Below are 19,698 nucleotides of genomic sequence, written 5' to 3' on the forward strand. Positions count from 1 at the left end.
CCCGAGAACCGACTCTTACGGCGGAGTGATGACCGCGCGGCCTTCGATTTCGCCGTGTTCGAGGTGTTCTGCTACGGTGTTGATTTCGTCGAGGTCGTAGCGAGTCGTCCGTAATTCGACGTCGCCGCGTTCGACGAGTGCAACCAACTCCTGCAGCTCGGTGTACTTGCCGACGAGCGTGCCGCGATATGCGAACTCTCCACTGACGAGTGCTTGGGAGGGTTCGTGGATGTGGCCGCCGTAGCCGATGATGTGGTGGTCGCCACCGGCGGCGACGATGTCGGGTGCGAGACTGGTCGTCGAATCTTGGCCGACGAAGTCGAGAACTTGCTGTGCGCCCACGTCGTCGGTGATGGCGGCGATTTCGTCGGCGACGTTCTCGGAGTCGGGGTTGATGGTGTGATGTGCGCCGAGACTTGCGGCGAGCGTTCGTGCGTCTTCTTTGAGGTCGATAGCGGTAATCTCGGCGGCGCTCATCGATTCGAGACACTGGAGGCCGATGTGGCCGAGCCCACCGACACCGATGACGACAGCGTGGTCGCCGGGATTGAGTTCGCGGACGGCCTTCTTCGCGGCGTGATACGCGGTGATTCCGGCGTCGGCGTGGGGGGCGATGTCCACCGGGTCCACACTACCAGGAAGCGGAATCACGGCACGTTCGTTCGTCAGCAGGTACTCGGCGAATCCGCCGTCGGTAGTCAGACCGGGGAATTTCGCGTTCTCGCAGTACATATCCTGGCCGAGACGGCAGGCACGGCAGGTTCCGCAGGTGATGTGCGGATGGCAGATGACCGTATCGCCTTCGGAGACGAGGTCCACGTCGGGGCCAACTTCGACGACAGTTCCGGCGTTCTCGTGACCGAGGGTCATCGGAAGTGGTTGGTCAACGTAGTCGGTCCACATCCCCTCGATGATGTGGTTGTCCGTTTGGCACCATCCGGCACCTTGCACTTCGACGACTACTCCATTCGGTTGCGCGATGGTGGGTTTCTCAATCTCATCGAGCGACAGTGCATGACTCATCTCGTCGGTGTACTCGTGGAGTCGGGCAGCAAGCATGGGCACAGAAAAATGACGCTTCAAAGACACTAAACTCCTTTTCGCACTCGAACCGACAGTCTGGAAACCATACCAATTCGACGACGTTGCCACACCGACACGGCGGTGTTACTGGCGACGTTGCCATCGTTTCGGCGCCTCTACGAGAGTCATGTCTGACCACGAAATCTACCCGATGCCGCTGTTCGTCCAGCTCGAAGTCGCAGACATCGAAGCGTCGGTCGGTTGGTATCGAGAACTCAGGTTCGACGTTATCTACGAGATGCCCACGATGGCACACGTTCGCCGCGAGCAGTACGCAGATATCATGCTTGTAGCAGGCCGCGACGTGGACGACATACACCCGAAAGGCGTCGGCGTACGAACGTACCTCACCGTCGAGAGCGACTCTTTCGACACGCTCGCAACGCGCGCCAGCGAACGTGCTGGTGTGACTATCGAACCACAAACGACGGCGTGGAACACCCGAGAAGTCCGCGCTACCGACCCGGATGGTTACGAACTCGTCTTCTCCGCAGTCGTCGATGCTGAGCGGTCGTTCGCGGACGTGATGGGTTCAGAGTAGCCTCGCTTGGAGTAGTTCGGGTCAGGCCGGGGCCGCCGCCGCAGTCTCGACCTGTTGTTTGAGCGCCTCGTTCATCGCTTCGTAATCGCGTTCGGGGGTCGCAGTCGTCACCAGCGAGGCGAGGATACCCCGAATCTCTTCGCGATTGATGAACCGGGTTCGGTTGTTGCTGAATGGCTCGAGTTCGAAGGTGTGGCGACCGCTGAACAGGAGCGGAGACAGGAGCGTACCAACCCACGCCAGCTTCCGACCGGGTTCCAGTTCGGTGACGGTGACGTTCATCGACTGGTCTCTCGCGCCTTCACGCCGGACGAGTACCTCCAGATTCGAGCCAACGCGAAGGTCACTATTCACCGTCGCGTTCACGAGGTGTGGATTCCAGTCGGGATACGACGAGATGTCGGTCAGTACGTCCCACACGTCTGCTGGCGGCGCGTTGATTATACGCTCGGTTCGAATCTCTCGCATGAACGAGATACGCGATACGCCCAAATAAACCGGTATTGTGGCTGAATGACGTTCGAACTGGGTTCTAAACGGCGCTCGCACCACGGGGCTTATTCTCCCCCACCTCGTCACCTCGACAATGACTGACGGTCTTTCGTTCGATATCGCCGACGCCGACGAGGTGGCCGCCAACCGCGACGAAGTCGTCGCCGCGGTCAACGCGCACGCGGGACAAATCGCTCGTGCCCTCGCAATCTTGCAGGGTGGCGATTACGGTTCTGAGACGTTCGAAACCGGACGCGGAAAGTGGACGCTGAAGTACGAAGGAGGTGACTTGCAGTACCTCCGATTCAAGGGCAAGTCTGGCGGTGGCGACATCTACGTTATCTCGACCAAACAGCCACCGGAGCCGAATGCACTCGCGACGGCGATGGTCGATTACGAAGCTTTCGTCGAGGCGTTCAACGAACACGTCGAATCGCTCGATGGTGTCTTCGACGACATTCCAACGGACTTCCCCGGCGTGGTGACGACCGAATCCGTCGTCGCCGAGCGCGACCGAATTTTGGGGACCATCCGAGAAGTGGCCAACCAAATTGCAGGCGAACTCAACCGCTACGACGGCGAGTATGGAACCTTTGCTCAGCGAGTCAGCGGGACACGATGGGAATTAAAGTGGGACGGCGCACAGGTGTCGTATCTCCGTGTCGGTGGCGAAGGCGGTGTGTACCTCCTGTCGCAGTACGAACCCCCGTCGGCACCCGACGTCCGAAACCTCGCAGGCGACTTCGGCGACTTCGTGGACTCGTACAACGAGTACGTCGAGAGTTTGGAAGCCGACCTTCGGACGATTTCGCTCGACTGAGCTTTTCCCCATCCGACCGCGACGCTTTTCCACCATCCGGCGCCACGTTCAGCTATGACCGAGGACTCCGCCACCCCCACCGACTCTGCCGACCTCGCGTGGGAGACGACCGACACGCGAATCGACTACTCCTGTCCGGGATTCGACGTTCGCATGGACGACGTGCGCCTTCCCGACGGCACGGAGACAGACTTTCACTACGTGGACGAACCACCAGCAGTGGTTATTCTCCCGTTCACACCCGACGGCGACGTGGTCGTCATCGACGAGTGGCGACAGGCAGTCGGGCGCGTGAACCGCGGCCTCCCTGCTGGTGGCACCGAAGACCACGACGACGACCTCTCCGAGGCTGTCCAGCGCGAACTCACCGAAGAGACGGGCTACGAAGCGGGACGTGTCGAACCGCTCGTCACCGTCGAACCGGCAAACGGCTTTGCCAACTCTATCCACCACTACTTCGTCGCCTACGACTGCACCCCCGATGGCGACCAGAACCTCGATTTCAACGAGAGCATCCGCCCGACGACTGTCGAGTACGACGAGTTACGAGCGAACGTCCTCGCCGGTGACCTTCGAGATGGCCGGACAGTGACTGGGTTGTTGTACTACGAACTCGCCGAAAAGTGAGTCGCGGCGAACGTCGAATTCGGACGTACTAAGCGAGAAGGATTTTGACGACTGCGGCCCTACTCCCCGCCGTGGCTTTCACGACACGTCTCTCTGACCCCGTTCGCTCGCTCGCCGCGGCGCTCTTGCTCGGTGTGGGTGGTCTCATCGTCGGGTCGGTACTGGTCCTCCTCGCACAGTTAGCAGCCTTCGGTCTCGGCTTGGAACTCACGCCGCTGTCGTCGATTACGATTTCGCTCATCTTGCTCCAGGGCGTTGCCTTCGGCGGTGTCGCACTCGCCTACAGTCTGGTTCGAAACCTCGATTTCGACTACTTCGGGATTCGAATCCCTTCCTTCCGTGATTTGATTGCGGTCGCGCTCGGCTACGTGACTGCCATCGGCGTCCTCATCGTGAGTGCAATCGTCATCACGACACTCAGCGTCGAACCTGGGTCGAATCAGGTGAGCGAAATCGCCGCACAGGACCCCAACGTCCTCCTCCTCCTGATTCCGGCGTCGTTCCTTCTCATCGGCCCCGGTGAAGAACTGCTCTTCCGCGGTGTCGTACAAAATCGTATCCGCGAGTCCTTCGGTGTGGTTCCCGGAATCGCCATCGCCAGCGCCATCTTCGCCGCGATTCACTACGTTGCACTCACTGGTGGCGCGGGTGGCCGTCTCATCACGATTACCATCTTGTTCTTCCCGAGCGTCGTCTTCGGGTCGGCCTACGAACTCACGGACAACCTCGCCGTTCCCGCGCTCATCCACGGCGCGTACAACGCGACGCTGTTCTCGCTCGCGTACCTCGCGTTCCGGTTCATGGAGATGAACCCCAACGGAATGCCGGCGGGCATCGTGTTCTAACTGCGGCCACGTTCTCTCTTCTTGCCGTCGAATTGCAAACCGACATTCGGACCCCGTCTTACTGGTTTTGCTCCCATTTTTCCCGAACAGCTAACGCATACTGACGGCTCTATAACACTATGGCACTCCAGAGCATGAAAGAGGGTCCACGGGCGCGGGGAATGGCCGTCGTCCTTCTCGGGTCCTCGTTTGGTCTCTACGTCTTTCTGACCACGCCGACTGACAGCAGATTCTATCTCTTCGGAGTGGGAACGATGCTCTTGGCATTTCTCGTGTCGTTGTCGTCTCTCGTACTCTCCCGGGTCCGTGCCTGAACCCTTCAACTCACTCCTCGCCCACGAACGCAACTCTTACCGCCGCGCTCGGGGAACGCCAACGCATGCGCGACCATTTCGAAATCCGTGACGGGGACCTCGCCGGGCGAATCGGCCGCCTGACGGTTCCCCGCGCGGGTGTCACCGTCGAGACACCGGCGCTCTTGCCGGTCGTCAACCCGAACATCGACACGGTTCCGCCGTCGAAATTGGAGTCTGAATTCGGCGCGGAGATTCTCATCACCAACTCCTACATCATCAAGAAGAACAGCCACCTCGAAAAGGAAGCACTCGACGTGGGCCTCCACGAGATGCTCGATTTCCACGGCGCGATTATGACCGACTCGGGGTCGTTCCAACTCGCCGAGTACGGCGATATCGACACCACCACAAAGGAGATTCTCCAGTTCCAGTACGATATTGGAACGGATATCGCAACTCCGGTAGATATCCCGACGCCACCGGACGTTGACCGTGAAGACGCCGAATCCGACCTCGAAATCACGAAACAGGCGCTCGCCGACGCCGAGGAAATCGACACGGGCGACATGCTCGTCAACGCGCCGATCCAGGGTTCGACCTACCCCGACCTCCGCGAAGAGGCCGCTCGCCACGCCTACGGAACCGACCTCGACGTGTTCCCAATCGGCGCAGTCGTCCCGATGATGAACGACTACCGCTACGACGACATGGTGGATGCCATCGCTGGCGCGAAGCGCGGACTCGGCGTCGATGCCCCAGTCCACCTCTTCGGTGCGGGCCACCCGATGATGCTCGCGCTCGCCGTGGCGATGGGCTGTGACCTGTTCGACTCCGCGGCCTACGCCCTCTACGCCCGTGACGGTCGCTATCTCACGGTTCGCGGCACCGAACACCTCGAAGACCTCGAATACCTTCCGTGTACCTGCCCGGTCTGTTCGGAGTACTCCCCGGACGACCTACGCGCGAAAGGGAGCAAAGAACAAGAGCAGCTGCTCGCCGAACACAATTTGTACGTCACCTTCGCGGAACTCCGCCGAATCAAGCAGGCCATCCGCGACGGCAACCTGATGGAGTTGGTTGAAGAACGCGCTCGCTCACACCCGACGATGCTCGATGGCTACCGCGCGCTACTCGACCACGTGGACCAACTCGAACGCGAAGACCCCGCCTCGAAAGGCGCGTTCTTCTACGCCTCGAACGAGAGTTCGTATCGCCCAGAAGTCGCCCGCCACCACGACCGATTGGACCGTCTCAGTGCGGAGGGGAACATCCTGCTCACCGAAGGCGGAACACCATCGAGCGACGAGTTCGACGAAGCCTGGCGCGTCGTTCCTCCGTTCGGCCCCTTCCCGCGGGCACTCTCCGAGACCTATCCGCTCACAGCAGAGATTCCAGAGCGCCTCGACCGCGACGCCTACGAACAGGCCGCACGCGGTGTGTCCCGACTGGTCGAAGAGAACCCGGGCGTGGAGTTCACGCTCGCACACAACGACTGGCCCGCATCTGCGCTGGACCTCGTTCCCGATTCGGTTACCCAAGAGTCACTCTACGCGGTGACCGAACGACTGGCCGCCGTCGCAGAGTCAGACGCGTCGGACGACGAGTAACACCGTCCGTTGGTTTTCCCCTCGAACCGGGGCGACATGTCCAACGTAATACCTATCCTCGATACGCGAGTGCAATCAGTATACTCATGAACACTCTCGAAGGGGGAGACCAGCAGTGGTAGCCGACCAATTCTTCGGCATCTTTGGTGCAGACCCAGTTATCAATGGTCTCATCGGCGGGTTGGTGATTGCGGGATTCAATTTACTTGGTGCCTCGCTCGTGTTCGTGTGGCGAAACCCATCAGAGCGCGCACTCAACGGCGCACTCGGATTCGCGGCGGGTGTGATGCTGGCGGCGAGTTTTACCAGCCTCATCATTCCGGGCATCGAGACGTACTCGAACGGAAATCCGATTCCAGTCCTCGTTGGGGTCGCGCTCGGTGCGCTCTTTTTGGACCGTTCAGATATCCTCGTCCCACACGCTCACTACCTCCTCACCGGTCGCCGCCGTGCAGATGCTGCTAACCCAGGCCAGTGGGTCGGCGTCGACGACGAACGGCTCAGTGGTGTCATCTTGTTCATCCTCGCAATCACGCTCCACAACATGCCGGAAGGACTCGCAGTCGGTGTCGGGTTCGGGAGCGGTGACCTCTCGGCGGCGATTCCGCTGATGCTTGCGATTGGCATCCAAAACATCCCAGAGGGACTCGCGGTATCGGTGGCCGCAATCAATGCTGGGTTGGACAAGCGATTCTACGCGGCATTCGCCGGGATTCGATCGGGCATCGTCGAGGTTCCACTGGCGGTTCTTGGAGCATATGCCGTCGTGTCCGTCTCAGCACTGTTGCCCTACGCGATGGGCTTTGCCGCCGGTGCGATGCTCTTTGTCATCAGCGACGAGATCATCCCCGAGACACACACGAGCGGATACGAACGAATTGCGACGCTTGGAACGGTTTTCGGCGCAATCGTGATGCTCTATCTGGATATCTCGCTCGGCTGACCACGAGCCGTTCGCTCGGCTACTCTTTGGGTTGGATTCTGAGAATGTGTCAATCTATTTTCTCTTGTGTGGCCTCTCTCTGAGCGATGTACGACACAATCCTCTTTCCAACCGATGGGTCAGCGGGGTCGAAGCGTGCGCAGGAACACGCCCTCGCGCTCGCGGCCGACCAAGACGCGACACTGCACGTGTTGAACGTTGCTGAAGTAGTTGCGCCCGCGGCGTCGCTCCACGAGTTAGTCGCCGAAGAGATGTTCAAATATGGGGAGAAACTGGTCCATGAAGTCGCCACGGAGGCGACCGACCGCGGCGTCTCTGTGGAGACAGCAGTCGTCGAAGGGTCACCAGCCTCGACTATCGCGTCCTACGCACGGACGAACGATATCGACGCCATCGTGATGCCGACACACGGTCGCCCGGAATTGACGAAGGCCCTCCTCGGAAGCGTCACGGACAAAGTCATCAGAACCGGTGATATTCCGGTTATTGTTGTCAAGTTGGGCGATTAGACCATCTCGACGGCACTGTGTTTCTCTGCGATGTCTCGTGGTTCTTTAAGGTCTTCCAACGTGTCACGTGATACGATGGAGGCTGTGCTGTGGTACGTGCTTACCGGGACCCGCGGTGGGGAAAACCGCGTTCGGATCCTTCGCGCCGTCGAGTCACAGCCACGCAACGCCAACCAACTGGCTGAGTCGCTCGACTTGGACTACAAGACGGTTCGGCACCACCTCGACGTACTGATGGAGAACGATGTCGTCCAGCGCAGTGGTGACGACTACGGGGCGGTGTACCTTCCATCGGGACGGTGCCGTGCGAACTGGGAGACAGTCGAGACGATCATACAACGGATCGAGTAATGATGGAACAATTTGGGGAGAGATTTGGGAAAGGGTATATGAACCCCTCAGGGAAAGGGACATACGAATGAGTATCTGGGTCGATGTCGCAACGGTCGCAACCGCGGCCAACGTCATTATCCTCCTCGCCCTCTCGGTCATCTGGGCGCGGAACTATCTGACCTTCAGGTCTAAACACGCAATCGGACTGCTCATCTTCGGTGTGTTTCTGCTGGCCGAGAACGCACTCGCGTTCTACATGTACATCGTCGACCCCACGCTGTCGATTTGGTTCAGTACCGCCGTGCCAGCCATCGCGTGGCGACTGATGATGATGCTCCACGTCTTCGAGACGATTGGGCTTGGGTTCTTGGCGTGGATTACGCTGGATTGAGAGTGAGAAACCCATGAGATACTCGCGCATCTAACTATGAGCGTGTGCTGACTCACTCTGGTTGCTCATCTCTACACTGCATTCTCGATTCAGACTAGTATCGATACCGGTCAAAGCACTTCGAGTCTTAGTTAGACTCAGAGAAATAGTCGATAGTACTCTTGCTGAGATCTACAAGTAGCCTTTCAGAGACCATCGAGTATTCTATTTTGTTATCTTCGGTATTGTATCCTTTTTTCAGCAAACCTGCCTCTGTCAACTGGTTGAGCGCTCGATAAATGCTTTCTCGTCGCTTTTCGTCGTTGTAATCCTCAAGATATCGACGATGAATGGTAATCGATGAGCCTGGCTCATCTGCCACTAGTCGGAGTGTCTTCAAACGAGTCTCATTTGAGAGTGCATTCGACACTTTAAGCAAATCCATCATGTACACGTAACGAAAGACCAGTAATTTCACTTTGTTACGCTAGTAAACAACGAAAATCTGAAATTTGCAACGAATCCTTCTGTGGGTGGATTGTGTGCTCCCAGTAATGTCATCTAATTTCGTGGACGCGTACCACGATGTCTTATTTAGAGCACAGAAAGTCGTTGAAGAACTGGACTCAATTGATCCAGAACACGTTTCACGCGAAAATTGGGAAACAAAACTCGACTCATACAACAAGGCTCTCGATGAATTTGAGGACGGACAAGTCGATCTCTATGCTGCACTTTTCGATGAAACGAGCGGGAAAGGGAGAATTCGTGAATACCTCCGTGATAATATTGGACAACCTGTTCGGTCAGAGACGATTGCACGTGTTAGTGGAATTAGCCAATATGCTCGTCGCGTCCGGGAGTTGCGAAACGAAGAGGGGTTTGTGATCGATAGTACCCGCACTAGAAGTGAGTTGGGTCAGAACGATTACTTCGTTGTCGAAATACAAGATGTCGAACAAAAGAGCCGCATCTCTGCTAAGGCAAGATTTGAGCAGTTAGAGCGAGAGCGCACTTGTCGGGTTTGTGGACGAGATGTTGATCATCCCGACGTTCGCTACATGGAAGTGGACCATATCGACTCATTCGTAGACTACGATGATCCAATCGCAGTAAATGACCCGGAGAACCTTCGAACACTTTGCAACCAATGCCATCACGGAAAAAGTGCATCTGATGGTATCGCAAATCGCCGACGTGGTGGTTCAATTGAACCGCAAACTGGTGAAGAATGAACTAGGTGAGGTGCTAATTCAATTGAACGACGCTAACTGAGCCTGTTTCTGCTCACCAATCCTGAATGACTTCTTGAAGACCTCGTGATGGGTTTCTGCATCGGGGATTATCTGGCTTTCTTCTCCCTCAAGGTGTGCTTTGATTGCCCTCCCAAGGTGGTATGCTAATTTAGGCGGAACTGCATTTCCGATTTGGGGGGCAACTCGTGTTCGTGCGCCAGAAAATTCAAAATCATCTGGGAACGTTTGGAGGCGAGCGCCCTCACGGACGGTGATAGACCGATCTGCTTCTGGATGTAAGTAGCGACCTTTTTCGGGCTTATAGAACTCTGTCCGAATCGTGACAGAGGGTCGGTCCCACCAAAGCCGACCAAAGAGATCAGTCCCACCAGTTGGTTTGTTTTTCCAGCAATTTGGAAGAAGTTCCTCTGGGATATCAAACCGGTTGCCACCATAGGGAATGTGTTTCATCCGGTTTTTGCTTAATTCTGTGACATGCTTCCGTGCAACATGCCAGTTTTCTCCGTTAGGATCATTTGGAAGGTCACCAATCGCATGTTCTACTGTTCTAACTGGCTCGTCTAGTACCTCTGGGAAGAATGGGACACCAAGTTTACTTCCAATTATGAACCCTCGTTTGCGTTTTTGCGGAACCCCATACTCGTGTGCCCATAAATTATCCACAACCGTCGTGTACCCTAGCTCTTCTGCGATGTGTACGGCACGGGCACCCTCGCCAGACTTCAAGAACCGTGTAACGTTCTCGATGACAAACACATCTGGGTCGATCTCTTCAACCGCCCGCATATAATGGCGCCAAAGCGAGTTTCGTTCGTCGTCTAGCTCTTCAGTTTTGATGCTATTGAGATTGGAAAATCCTTGGCATGGGGGTCCGCCGACGACAACGTCTGCCCCGCTCCACTGTTCAAAGGAGTCGATTTCTCTAATATCTGTTTCGAGGACTTCAGCATCGAAGTTGCGCCGGAACGTCTCTGCTGCCTCGTCGTCCAACTCGACCGAGAGAACTGTCTGGAACCCTTTTCCATCAAATACAATATCTTGGTAATCAAGATTTGCCAGTCCATTGAGCTTCTCTGGATGGTCTAAACCAAGTGAAAAACCACCGGCTCCACTGAATAAATCTACGACCTTGTAGGGTTCTTCTTTAGTACTCATTTGTTCTGATTGGTTTCGCCTTGCCGCTTAGACCTAGTTGGTCTGTCTGCTACCCCCCTAACTTCAGACCTAGCGGCGAATTTGTAAGAATCAACAATCTGCACCGATAAAGTTGTTCTCCATCACGAGACAACTAGCTTGGAACGACCATTCTGCTTGGACAATACCGTCCTGTGATTTGGGGGTGATGGTATGTTTGTGTTCAGCCAATACCACACCGGATTATTTCGGCTTTCGCTCCAGCGTCGGATGGTCCGAGATGTAGACGCTCGTGTGGTCAGGGATATCTTCTGTGACCCACGAGTTCGCCCCGATACTCACGTGATCGCCGATTGAGACGGCACCCAACACTTTGCTCCCCGCGCCGATGACGACACTGTCGCCGATGTCGGGGTGGCGCTTGTACCCCTTTTTGAGCATGTGTTCTTCGTCTTCTTGTTCTTCGAAGTGGAGCGCGCCGAGCGTGACGTTCTGGTAGATGCGCGCCCACTCGCCGATAGTCGTCGTCTCGCCGATGACGACGCCCGTGCCGTGGTCGATAAAGAAGTAGTCGCCGATGGTCGCACCGGGGTGGATGTCGATGCCTGTCTCCGTCTTCCCATATTCCGTGAGTTCGCGGGCGTACTCCGATGCGCCTTCTTCGTAGAGTGCGTGGGCGACGCGCTGGATGATGATGGCTTGGACACCCGGATACGAGCGGATGATTTCGATGTAGCTTCGCGCCGCCGGGTCGCCTTTGAACGCGGCTTCGACGTCCTTTTTCAGTCTGCGCCGAATCTCGGGAAGTTTGGCGAGGACGGTATCGACGGTTTGAGTCGGGTTCTCGTCGCCGTAGGGAGCGATGCCGTCGTACCACAGCGCACCGAGTTCGGCGACTGCCGTCTTGAGCGCATCCTCGTCGTCGACGTAGGGGCCGGCGTTCCAACAGCGCGGAAAGAGCAGTCGCTTGAGCAGGTCGATGTCGTCGCGGAGGTGTCCCCGCGGCGGGAATCGGGGCGACATATCCGCCGGAAACGGTGCTTCGTCGTCGTGATACGACGCCCGAAGGTCGAGGTGTACGTCGGCGGCGTAGGTGTACGACATTTGTTGATGTAGTTGTGGACGAGTGCCTATTTATGCTCGTTCTCTTCGCCCTGTCTGGTGAACTCTGTAACACACCCGTCGGCTTCCTTCGAAGACTCCACGAGCGACGTTCGGTGAGTCTCGACCCCCGACGAATAGCGACAGATAATGATATTTGGACAACATATTCTTACTGAAAAGACCGTTAAAACGGCAATAAAGGTTATTTTGGGTATTTGTGAGTACCTAGCTGTGAATATTCGTGTCACAAGGTGACGTAGTACACGGACGTCTGTTCCGTTTATACGAGCGGTATGTGGGTGAACCGGATTCGAACAAAGACGTGTACGGGTACTGGTTGTTCGTCATGGGATATCTCGTGAGTTTTGCAGGGATTGCAATCTTCCTCACGGGACTGCCGAACACCGGTAGTGGTGGGGTCAACGTGTTCTACTGGCGAATATCGGTGACACTCGCCGCCGTCGGACTTCCCTTGGCGATGCTCGGAATCGTGCTTCTCTTACCAGTTCGCTGGCGTGCAGTGCAGGTGACGCTGGTTGGGACGGGGATTTCGTTGCTGGGCGTACTCGTCTTCGAGTGGGCCTATCCCCAAAACTGGCGGATGGGTGCGAACTACACCAGCGAAATCGTCGCCATCTACACGGTCGGCATCGCCATCATCGCGGGTGTCGCCGTGCTGGTTCCGGTCGTGACCGGCAAACAGGGGATGTTCGTCGAAGACGAGCTATTGAACTTGGCAGACCAACCGCCCGTCTTGGTCGGTGACTCGACCACTGGAACCTTGTTCAGTGTATTCCGAACGCCCCAGAAGACGTGGACGTGGCGGGCGATACAGCAGGACGCCGTCGCCGACAGCACGCGAACCACTGGGAGCCGCGCCACCGCACGCGAATCGGTCGAAGAAGTCCGAAGACTCGTCGGCCAAGCCGGACTGCTCGAAATCACGACTGCGGCGTTCAGATTGTACGAGAACGACGGCGAGTGGCGCTGGGTATTGATGCAAGAAGACGGTGGTGTCGTCGCCGAGAGCGGAACCGTCTACGACGAACGCGACGGCGTCGAAGATTCGGTGAGCTTTACGAAAGACACCGGGCCGACCGCACCAATCATCGAAATCGACGGCGCGGCAGTCGATTACTTCCGTACCGGCGAGGAGTGGCACTGGCGAATCATCGACGAGGACCGCCAACCGTTGGCGCGAGATGTCGATGCCTACGACGACAGAGAGTCGGCCTCGACGGCAGTCGATGCGCTCCAGTCGATGGTGCCGGACGCTCGCGTCTTGGCGCTCAAAGCCATCGGCGCAGAACTGTACGAAGATGGCGACGAGTGGCGCTGGCGACTCGTCGACGCCGACGACCGAGAACTCGCGGCCAGCGGGACGACGTTCGACCAACGCAGACTCGCCGAGTCGTCGGTCGATAACCTCCTCGCTGGTGTTGGAGGCGCGACGGTCATCCAACAGGGTCGCGCAGGATTCGAAGTGTTCCCACAGGGCAACTCGTGGGATTGGCGACTCGTCGATTCCGGCGAAGAAATCGTCGCGCAAAGCCACACTGTGGCCGACGATTCACGGACACTCGTCGAACGCGCCCGAGAGATTGCTGGGACGGCCTCCGACGCCGACGTTGTCTCTATCGAGGGTGCTGACTACGAAATCTACCCCGGACAGGAGGGGTGGCACTGGCGCTTCGTCACTGCCGACCGAACCGTCATCGCCGACCGCGAAGGTGGCTATTCGACAGCCGAAGAAGCTCGCGAGGTCATCGAGACGGTTCGTACGCAAGCTTCCGAAGCTGACCTCTTAGAGTTCGAGTCGGCCGCGTTCCAGCAGTACAAGACCGAAGACGAACAGTGGCGCTGGCGACTCATCGACCAGGGCGGCACCGTCTTGGCCGACAGTGGCGCGGCCTACGAATCGAAAGCCGGTGCCGGAGAGGCGATGCAGACGCTCAAAGAGAAAGCACCGGATGCCGAAATCCTCGAAATCGAGACGGCGGCGTTCGAACTCGTCAGCACCGACGATGGTCGCTGGCGCTGGCGACTCATCGACGAGGGTGGAAATCTCATCGCCGAGGGCGCGTCCACTCACCCGAGTCGGCAAGCCGCAAAGCAGGCGATGGACCTGTTGCTCGACCTCTCGCCGGGCGCTGCCGTCCGCGAGATGGCCGACCCGGTCTTCCAACTCTACACCGACACCGGCGAGTGGGCGTGGCGTTACGTCAGCGTCGAGAACGACATCGTCGCCGACGGAATCGAACGGAGCGGAACCCGCGACGACGCAGCCGCGCACGTCAAGTCGGTCCGTAACGCGGCGACGAATGCCCCGTGCAACGTCATCGAGACGTTCGCCATCGAACTACTGCCCACCGACACGTGGTCGTGGCGTGTCTTCGACACCGCCCGCGACGTGGTTGCAAACGGAACGAAATCTTACGATGACCGGACCAGCGCAACCGAAGATATCGAAACGCTCCAAACGAACGCCGACAGAGCGCCCATCTTCGAAATCGAAGACGCGGCGATTCGCCTGACAAACGAGGCTGACGGTGTGGGGTGGGTACTCATCGACAGAGCGCGCACCACCTACGCACAGAGTAGCGTCACGTACGATACCCGGGCGACGGCCCTCGAAGCTATCGAGCGTCTCAAGGAACTCACACCCGGTGCAGGTGCCGTCAACTTCGAAGACGCTGGATTCGAACTGTTCGAAGAGGCGGATGGCTGGCGCTGGCGTTTGTTAGACGAAGACGAACGAGTCGTTGCGACGGGCGCGACGCCGTTCGAATCCCAGGACGAAGTCCGTAACCGAGTCGAAACGGTCCGCGACTTCGTCGCCACCGCGAGTGTCCTCGAAATCGACGACCCGACGTTCGAACTCAACTACCAAGACGACGGGTGGATTTGGCGACTCGTCGATTCCAATGGTAATTCGCTGGCTCAGAGCATCGAGGTGTACCCGACTCGCAGAGAGGCACGTACCGCGATGCAGACGCTGAAAGAACAGGCTCCCGACGGTCACGTGACGGTCGCACAGTAACTCTCACTTTTTCCAGCCATCTCTCTTGCTGGCCTCACATTCTCACTCGCGCAAAACCCAGTCTACGCCCTCCAAATCGACAGACTGGGGGAACAACGGGGAGAGATTTGGGTGAGAGTTCGGAAAATCCTCTTTTAACTACTCGTCCCCGTCTCATCTATGCGAAAAGCATTCGCAGTACTACTCACACTCGTTGTCGTTATCGGAGGGGTTCCGATTGCGACGACGGCACAACAAGAGACGGCGTCCGTCTCGTTCGACAACCAAGCGACGGGTGGCACGACCGTCGTCGTCGATTCGGTTACGCTCCCCGAGGGTGGCTTCGTGACGATTCACGATGCTTCACTCTCTGATGGCAACGTACTCGGGAGCGTCGCCGGGTCTTCGGCCTACCTCGAACCCGGTACGCACGAGAACGTAACTGTCTACCTCGACGACCCTGTCGCCGAGTCGGGCACCTACGTCGCCATGCCCCACATGGACTCTGACGATGACCGCGTCTACTCCTTCGTCGCCGAGAATGGCGAAGCAGACGGCCCGTACACGGCTGACGGCGAAATCGTCGTTGACGACGCGATGGTGAACGCCAGTGCAACGGTCTCGATGTCCGACCAGCCAACGACTGGCGACACGGTCGTCGTCGACCGCGTCGAACTCTCGCAGGGTGGCTTCGTGACGATTCACGACGCGACCGTGACTGAGGGTGCAGTCTTCGAGAGTATCCGCGGCACCTCGGGCTACCTCGAAGCAGGCGTCCACGAGAACGTCCGCGTCGAACTCGACAACCCAGTGAGCGAGAACACGACGCTCGTCCCGATGGCGCACATGGACACCGACGGCGACCAGATGTACACCTTCCCAGAGTCGGAAGGCGAAACTGACGGCCCGTACGTCGCTGACGGCGGCGCTGTCGTCGATACGGCATCCGTGTCTGTCTCCGATACTGCGAGCATCGACTACTCCGAGCAAGTCACCGGCGGCTACTCGATTGTCGTCGAATCCGTCTACCTGCCCGAGGGTGGATTCGTGACTGTCCACGACGGAACGGTCACTGAGGGTGCTGTCTTCGAGAGCATTCGTGGCACTTCTGAGTACCTCGAACCCGGCTACTACAACAGTGTCCGCGTCACGCTCGATGCGCCCTTAAACGAGACGACTACCGTCGTCCCGATGGCACACATGGACACCGACGGTGACGAGATGTACACCTTCCCCGAATCCGAGGGTGAAACAGACGGTCCGTACACGGCTGACGGTAGCGCAGTCATCGACAGCGGCAACGCGACCGTTTCAGCCAGCGTAGACTACACCACCAAGACCTCCGACGGCATGACCGTCGTCGTCGACCGCGTCGAACTCTCGCAGGGCGGCTTCGTGACGATTCACGACGCCTCGCTGCTCGGCGGTGCAGTCTTCGACAGCGTGGTCGGTACCTCCGAGTACCTCGAACCCGGCGTCCACGAGGACGTTGCGGTGACGCTCGACCAGCCGATTCGCTCCTCGCAGACGCTCGTCCCGATGGCCCACATGGACACTGACGACGACGAGACGTACACCTTCGTCGAAGGTGAGGGCGACGCAGACGGCCCGTACACGGCTGACGGTGGCGCAGTCATCGACAGCGCACACACGTCTGTCAACGCAGTCGTCGTCGCATCCGACCAGTCCGGTGACGGCACGACTGTCACCATCGACTCCGTGACGCTCGCAAACGGCGGCTTCGTGACGGTTCACGACGCGAGTGTGACCGACGGCGCAGTGTTCGAGAGCATCCGCGGCACCTCCGAATATCTCGCACCCGGTACCCACGAGAACGTCGAAATCACGCTCGACGCCCCGCTCGAAGAGTCTGGCACCATCGTCCCGATGGCTCACGTGGACTCTGACGGCGACGAGATGTACACCTTCGACACCTCCGAAGGCGCGGCAGACGGTCCCTACGTGGCCTCGACCGGTGCAGTCCTCACAACTGCTGACTACACCGTCGAAGGCGGCGAGATGACCGAGACGACGGATGAAATGACCGAAGAACCGACCGAAGAGATGACCGAAGCGATGACTGAGGAATCGACCGATTCCGGTTCATCCAACAGTGAGGCACCCGGCTTCGGCGTTGTCGTGGCCGTCCTCGCACTCCTCGCAGTCGCCTTCGTGGCACAGCGGCGTCGATAAACCTTCAGAGGCACTCTCCCCGCTGCGCACTCGGTCTTCTCACCGACTGCAACTCACCTGAATCGCCCGCAGACTACCTTTTCCGTACGCCGTGCGGGAACACAAAGCCACCCCCGTACGGCACCCCTGATCTTGTTAGCTCTGTGCACTCATCCGACCGGAGAAGTCCCACGTGTGCAGCCTCGTGGGGCGAATCCGAATCGTCACCTCGTCGCGTTCAGGTGTGAGGAGACGTTCGGCGAGCGCGTCGTTGCGTTCGGCGAGATACCGGTCGATGAGTCGTGTGAGCACGGCTTTGTCCGTGTCTGGTTCGACCACGGCCACCCCCCTTCCGCGAACCCCGCGGTACGGTGGCTCGTTGGTCGACACCTCGAACGCAACGTCCTCGTGTGCCCGAAGAAAGTCAATCACGTCGGCACTCGCGGCCGTCGCACATCGCAACTCCGATTTTTTACTGTCCCACTCGAACCAGAGCGACAGCATCCACAGGTCGTCGTTCGGGGTTCGGCAGGCGAGTCGCACGGGGATGGTGTGATTCGTGAGAAAGTCGTCTGTACGCTCGCGCGACCACGGGCCGGAGAGCGTGGGCGAACCAGACGGGGCAGGGGCGTTCATACGAGAAATTCGGTGACCAGTGAGTAATGTCTAGGGAGACACCGAGTCGCATACGGTCGCCCGCAGAAGGTAAGGTAATTGCCTGTGGGGGGCTGACGAAACCGTATGACTGACTATTTCGAGGTTCACGCCCGCGACGGGGCCGCCCGAATCGGGGAGTTGCGACTCTCCGACTCGGTGACGACGCCCGGGCTCGTGGACGACGTGATGGAGGACGCCGGGAGCCTCTGGGCCGCCGAACGTGAGCTTCCAGACGGGTCCGAGGACGTACTCACTGTCCTGCCACACCGCTCGCTCCCCGCCGGAACCGCCGACGAAGTGCGCGACTCGTTCGCCGTGGAATATCCCGACGTTGACTACCCGTCTGCCGCCGTCGTCACACCCGACACCGCCGAAGACTACGGCGCTGACGCCTACATTCTCTCCGACGCGCAGGGATATCTCGGCCACGCTCGCGCCTTCCGCGACGCGATTATCGAGGCCAAAGAAGCCCTCCCCGCCGACAGCGGACTCATGCTCTCGGGGGCGGCGACGCCGCGAAACGTCTCTATTCTCGCCTACGCGGGCGTTGACCTCTTCGACGCCAAACTCGCTCGGGCGCGTGGCTTGGAAGGCTTCTATCTCACGACCGACGGCGAGTACTTCCTCGAAGATCTCGACGAACTGCCGTGTGCCTGTGCGGCCTGCCAGCAGTCGGTCGAGGAGTTCACTCGTGCGGACTGCGCCGAACACAACGCCAACGCGCTGGCCGCCGAACTCGCACGGGTTCGCCGCCGCATCCGCGATGGCCGACTTCGAGATTACGTCGAGGGGCAGGCCCGCCACGACCAGTGGCTCACCGCGACGTTCCGCCGGTTCGACCAGCAGTACAGCTACATGGAAGAGCGAACCCCCGTCATCCGTGACTCGGAACTCACCGCGGCGTCCGAGGAGTCTATCGACCGCGTAGAGATTCAGCGATTCGCCGACCGCGTGACGAGCCGATACAAAAACCGCTTCGACAACCCGCTCGTTCTTCTGCCGTGTTCGGCGAAAAAGCCCTACAGCGAGTCCCAGAGCCACCGCCAGTTCCAAGAAGCCGTCCAGTTCCGCGCGCACATGGTGTCGATGACCTCACCAATCGGCGTCGTCCCGCAGGAACTCGAACTCACCTACCCCGCCCAGCACTACGATTCGGTGGTGACCGGTGACTGGTCCGAAGACGAGATGCGCTTCGTCGCAGAAGTGCTTCGCCGCTACCTGAAGCGCAACGACTATTCGAGAATCATCGCGCACGTTCCGCCGGGTGCATACACGGAAATCGTCGAGCGCGTGGAGGAAGACCTCGGTCTCGATGTCGAGTACACTGTCGAAGGTCACCCGACCGCAACTGAGTCCATCAGCAACCTCATGAGTACGCTCTCGGGCGAACCCAAGTTCACCCGCGAGCAGCGTGAGAACAACGTCGTGAAGGCGCTCGCAGACTACCAGTTCGGCGATGGCGCAGGTGAGGAACTCTTCTCGAACGTCGAGATTTCGATGACGAGTCGCTACCCCAAGTTGCAGGTCTGGAACGACGAGGGCGAGCAGTTGGCGACGATGGTTCCGCAGTACGGTATGCTCGCGTTCACACTGGAAGGTGCGAAAGTCTGGTACGACAGCGACGCACCGACGAAAGTCGTCGAAATCGACGGCTTCGTTCCGCACGGGTCAGTCCTCGCACCCGGTGTCGTCGACGCCGACGAAGAGATTCGACCGGGCGACGAAGTCGTGGTCGAAGGCCCGAAGGCGTTCGCTATCGGCCGTGCCGAGATGAGCGGTCCGGAGATGGTCTCTTCGATGCGCGGTATCGGTGTCGAGATTCGCCACGTCGAAGAGAAGTAGTTGCGCCCGCCGACTTTCGAACGTCCACAACGCCGCCGGGTTTTTTGC

19 protein-coding genes are annotated in these 19,698 nt (G+C 58.7%); 14 read left to right on the plus strand and 5 right to left on the minus strand.

What is annotated here, in order from left to right; all coding sequences use genetic code 11:
• Nucleotides 1-15 precede the first annotated feature (15 nt).
• Nucleotides 16-1,059 (minus strand): NAD(P)-dependent alcohol dehydrogenase, encoded by a 1,044-nt coding sequence (locus ACK509_RS10715; RefSeq protein WP_410767253.1) that lies wholly within the window; start codon nucleotides 1,057-1,059, stop codon nucleotides 16-18.
• Between the two features lie 151 nt (nucleotides 1,060-1,210).
• Between ACK509_RS10715 and ACK509_RS10720 the strand changes: the two genes are divergently transcribed.
• A complete protein-coding gene (locus tag ACK509_RS10720; RefSeq protein WP_410766527.1) occupies nucleotides 1,211-1,624 on the plus strand; it encodes a VOC family protein in 414 nt (137 codons plus the stop codon).
• Between the two features lie 21 nt (nucleotides 1,625-1,645).
• Here the strand turns inward: ACK509_RS10720 and ACK509_RS10725 are convergent, their stop codons facing one another.
• Entirely contained in the window at nucleotides 1,646-2,092 is a 447-nt protein-coding gene (locus ACK509_RS10725) for an SRPBCC family protein (protein ID WP_410766528.1), read from the minus strand.
• Between the two features lie 118 nt (nucleotides 2,093-2,210).
• Between ACK509_RS10725 and ACK509_RS10730 the strand changes: the two genes are divergently transcribed.
• The 10 genes from ACK509_RS10730 to ACK509_RS10775 all read left to right on the plus strand — a co-directional run bounded on the left by ACK509_RS10730 (nucleotide 2,211) and on the right by ACK509_RS10775 (nucleotide 9,701).
• Entirely contained in the window at nucleotides 2,211-2,936 is a 726-nt protein-coding gene (locus ACK509_RS10730) for a hypothetical protein (RefSeq protein ID WP_410766529.1), read from the plus strand.
• Between the two features lie 54 nt (nucleotides 2,937-2,990).
• Nucleotides 2,991-3,563, plus strand: a complete 573-nt coding sequence (locus ACK509_RS10735; RefSeq protein WP_410766530.1) for an NUDIX hydrolase — start codon at nucleotides 2,991-2,993, stop codon at nucleotides 3,561-3,563.
• A 71-nt stretch (nucleotides 3,564-3,634) separates the two neighbouring features.
• Complete coding sequence (locus tag ACK509_RS10740) at nucleotides 3,635-4,408, plus strand: CPBP family intramembrane glutamic endopeptidase (protein WP_410766531.1); 774 nt, start codon at nucleotides 3,635-3,637, stop codon at nucleotides 4,406-4,408.
• A 119-nt stretch (nucleotides 4,409-4,527) separates the two neighbouring features.
• A complete protein-coding gene (locus ACK509_RS10745; RefSeq protein WP_410766532.1) occupies nucleotides 4,528-4,722 on the plus strand; it encodes an acyl-CoA dehydrogenase in 195 nt (64 codons plus the stop codon).
• A 65-nt stretch (nucleotides 4,723-4,787) separates the two neighbouring features.
• Nucleotides 4,788-6,311 carry a tRNA guanosine(15) transglycosylase TgtA gene (gene tgtA, locus ACK509_RS10750; protein ID WP_410766533.1) on the plus strand — a complete coding sequence of 508 codons (1,524 nt, stop codon included), beginning with the start codon at nucleotides 4,788-4,790 and terminating at the stop codon, nucleotides 6,309-6,311.
• A gap of 115 nt (nucleotides 6,312-6,426) precedes the next feature.
• Entirely contained in the window at nucleotides 6,427-7,254 is an 828-nt protein-coding gene (locus tag ACK509_RS10755) for a ZIP family metal transporter (RefSeq protein WP_410766534.1), read from the plus strand.
• Nucleotides 7,255-7,340: 86 nt separating this feature from the next.
• Nucleotides 7,341-7,763, plus strand: coding sequence for a universal stress protein (locus tag ACK509_RS10760; RefSeq protein ID WP_410766535.1), 423 nt, complete (start codon nucleotides 7,341-7,343; stop codon nucleotides 7,761-7,763).
• 75 nt (nucleotides 7,764-7,838) lie between these two features.
• Nucleotides 7,839-8,114 carry a winged helix-turn-helix domain-containing protein gene (locus ACK509_RS10765; RefSeq protein ID WP_410767254.1) on the plus strand — a complete coding sequence of 92 codons (276 nt, stop codon included), beginning with the start codon at nucleotides 7,839-7,841 and terminating at the stop codon, nucleotides 8,112-8,114.
• 67 nt (nucleotides 8,115-8,181) lie between these two features.
• Complete coding sequence (locus ACK509_RS10770; RefSeq protein WP_410766536.1) at nucleotides 8,182-8,487, plus strand: hypothetical protein; 306 nt, start codon at nucleotides 8,182-8,184, stop codon at nucleotides 8,485-8,487.
• Nucleotides 8,488-9,020: 533 nt separating this feature from the next.
• Entirely contained in the window at nucleotides 9,021-9,701 is a 681-nt protein-coding gene (locus tag ACK509_RS10775) for an HNH endonuclease (RefSeq protein ID WP_410766537.1), read from the plus strand.
• 18 nt (nucleotides 9,702-9,719) lie between these two features.
• Here ACK509_RS10775 and ACK509_RS10780 read toward each other — a convergent pair whose 3' ends face one another.
• Nucleotides 9,720-10,877 carry a DNA cytosine methyltransferase gene (locus tag ACK509_RS10780; protein ID WP_410766538.1) on the minus strand — a complete coding sequence of 386 codons (1,158 nt, stop codon included), beginning with the start codon at nucleotides 10,875-10,877 and terminating at the stop codon, nucleotides 9,720-9,722.
• A gap of 222 nt (nucleotides 10,878-11,099) precedes the next feature.
• Nucleotides 11,100-11,960, minus strand: coding sequence for a serine O-acetyltransferase EpsC (gene epsC, locus ACK509_RS10785; RefSeq protein WP_410766539.1), 861 nt, complete (start codon nucleotides 11,958-11,960; stop codon nucleotides 11,100-11,102).
• 295 nt (nucleotides 11,961-12,255) lie between these two features.
• Here epsC and ACK509_RS10790 point away from each other — a divergent pair, with 295 nt between their 5' ends.
• Both ACK509_RS10790 and ACK509_RS10795 read left to right on the plus strand, forming a co-directional pair.
• Nucleotides 12,256-15,000 (plus strand): DUF1508 domain-containing protein, encoded by a 2,745-nt coding sequence (locus ACK509_RS10790; protein ID WP_410766540.1) that lies wholly within the window; start codon nucleotides 12,256-12,258, stop codon nucleotides 14,998-15,000.
• Nucleotides 15,001-15,159: 159 nt separating this feature from the next.
• Nucleotides 15,160-17,172 carry a PGF-CTERM sorting domain-containing protein gene (locus ACK509_RS10795; protein WP_410766541.1) on the plus strand — a complete coding sequence of 671 codons (2,013 nt, stop codon included), beginning with the start codon at nucleotides 15,160-15,162 and terminating at the stop codon, nucleotides 17,170-17,172.
• 135 nt (nucleotides 17,173-17,307) lie between these two features.
• Here ACK509_RS10795 and ACK509_RS10800 read toward each other — a convergent pair whose 3' ends face one another.
• Nucleotides 17,308-17,787, minus strand: a complete 480-nt coding sequence (locus tag ACK509_RS10800; RefSeq protein WP_410766542.1) for a pyridoxamine 5'-phosphate oxidase family protein — start codon at nucleotides 17,785-17,787, stop codon at nucleotides 17,308-17,310.
• Nucleotides 17,788-17,892: 105 nt separating this feature from the next.
• Between ACK509_RS10800 and arcS the strand changes: the two genes are divergently transcribed.
• Nucleotides 17,893-19,650, plus strand: a complete 1,758-nt coding sequence (gene arcS / locus ACK509_RS10805) for an archaeosine synthase subunit alpha (protein WP_410766543.1) — start codon at nucleotides 17,893-17,895, stop codon at nucleotides 19,648-19,650.
• Nucleotides 19,651-19,698: the final 48 nt, after the last annotated feature.

This window comes from Haloferax sp. DFSO60, assembly GCF_046557615.1.
Taxonomy (GTDB): domain Archaea; phylum Halobacteriota; class Halobacteria; order Halobacteriales; family Haloferacaceae; genus Haloferax.